Origin of the sequence: Collinsella sp. Sow4_E3 (assembly GCF_052116285.1) — a bacterium.
Lineage (GTDB): Bacteria > Actinomycetota > Coriobacteriia > Coriobacteriales > Coriobacteriaceae > Collinsella.
Genome location: NZ_JBQKLJ010000072.1, coordinates 1 through 945 on the forward strand (window position 1 = coordinate 1; position 945 = coordinate 945).

Below are 945 nucleotides of genomic sequence, written 5' to 3' on the forward strand. Positions count from 1 at the left end.
ATTCTTCAACCGGACGAGCAGCGCCCTAAACCCGGCGCGGCGTGCGTGCATCAGCGGCTCCCCACCGGTGAGCACCACCATCGCTCCGTGGGGGATCTGCGCAACCACATCGTCCACCATCACCCGGGGAACGGTTGAAAGCGGGATGCCGTGCTGCCCCGTCGAATACGGGGTGTCGCACCACGAGCAGGATAGGTTGCAGCCGCCCAGGCGGATGAAGTGGCACGTCCGCCCGGCGTGCGGTCCCTCGCCTTGAATTGTCGGGCCGAACACTTCCGACACGGGTAGGCGCTCCACATTCGCTTCGGGATGCTGGTCGAGCCAGTCGAGCATTGCGGTCATGTAGTCGTAGTCCATCACAGCGTTCCCTTCGGTCGGTACGTCGCTCACGTCTTCGGAGTCTCCGACCACGACACCGCTATGGCGGGGAGCCCCATGTTCCGCGCGGTCTCGTACAGCAACCGGGTCATGTTCTCCGCTGTTGGGTTGAAGCCCACCCGGTCGTTCAGGTGCTGGTGGTCGAACTTCTCGTCCAACCACGCGCCGAAGCCCGCGAGAGCACGGTAGTCCAGGACGAAGCCAACGTCGTCCAACTCGTCGCCCAGGGTTTCCAACAAGGCCAGCAGCTCCTCGTTATCGTACGAGCCAATGTCTGCCGTGCGGTTATCCGCCAGGACGATCCGCGTTGCCTGATCCTCGTCCACGTCCACGACGTAGCAGTCCAACTCCGCGAAGTCCGACACCCCCTCTTCCGCCAAATCACGCGCCGCCATTAACGTGTGATTCCCAGCCAACACCTCCATCGGACGGCCCGTATGCGTCCCCCGGTTCACAACGATGGGTCGGAACTGCCCATTGACGCGCAGGGAGTCGGCGGTCGCTTGGACGTCGCCGCGGCGTGGGTTCTTGTGGTGGGTGTGGAGTTGGTTGGTGGGGATGGTTTGT

At 63.6% G+C, this 945-nt stretch carries 2 protein-coding genes; both read right to left on the reverse strand.

The annotated features are described in order from the left end of the window. The coding region (locus ACTQ48_RS11270) for a hypothetical protein (protein ID WP_441570992.1) at positions 1-357 on the reverse strand (357 nt) is incomplete at its 3' end. Between the two features lie 29 nt (positions 358-386). Then, positions 387-945: 6-carboxytetrahydropterin synthase (locus ACTQ48_RS11275; RefSeq protein ID WP_441570994.1), on the reverse strand; the 559-nt coding region annotated here is incomplete at its 5' end.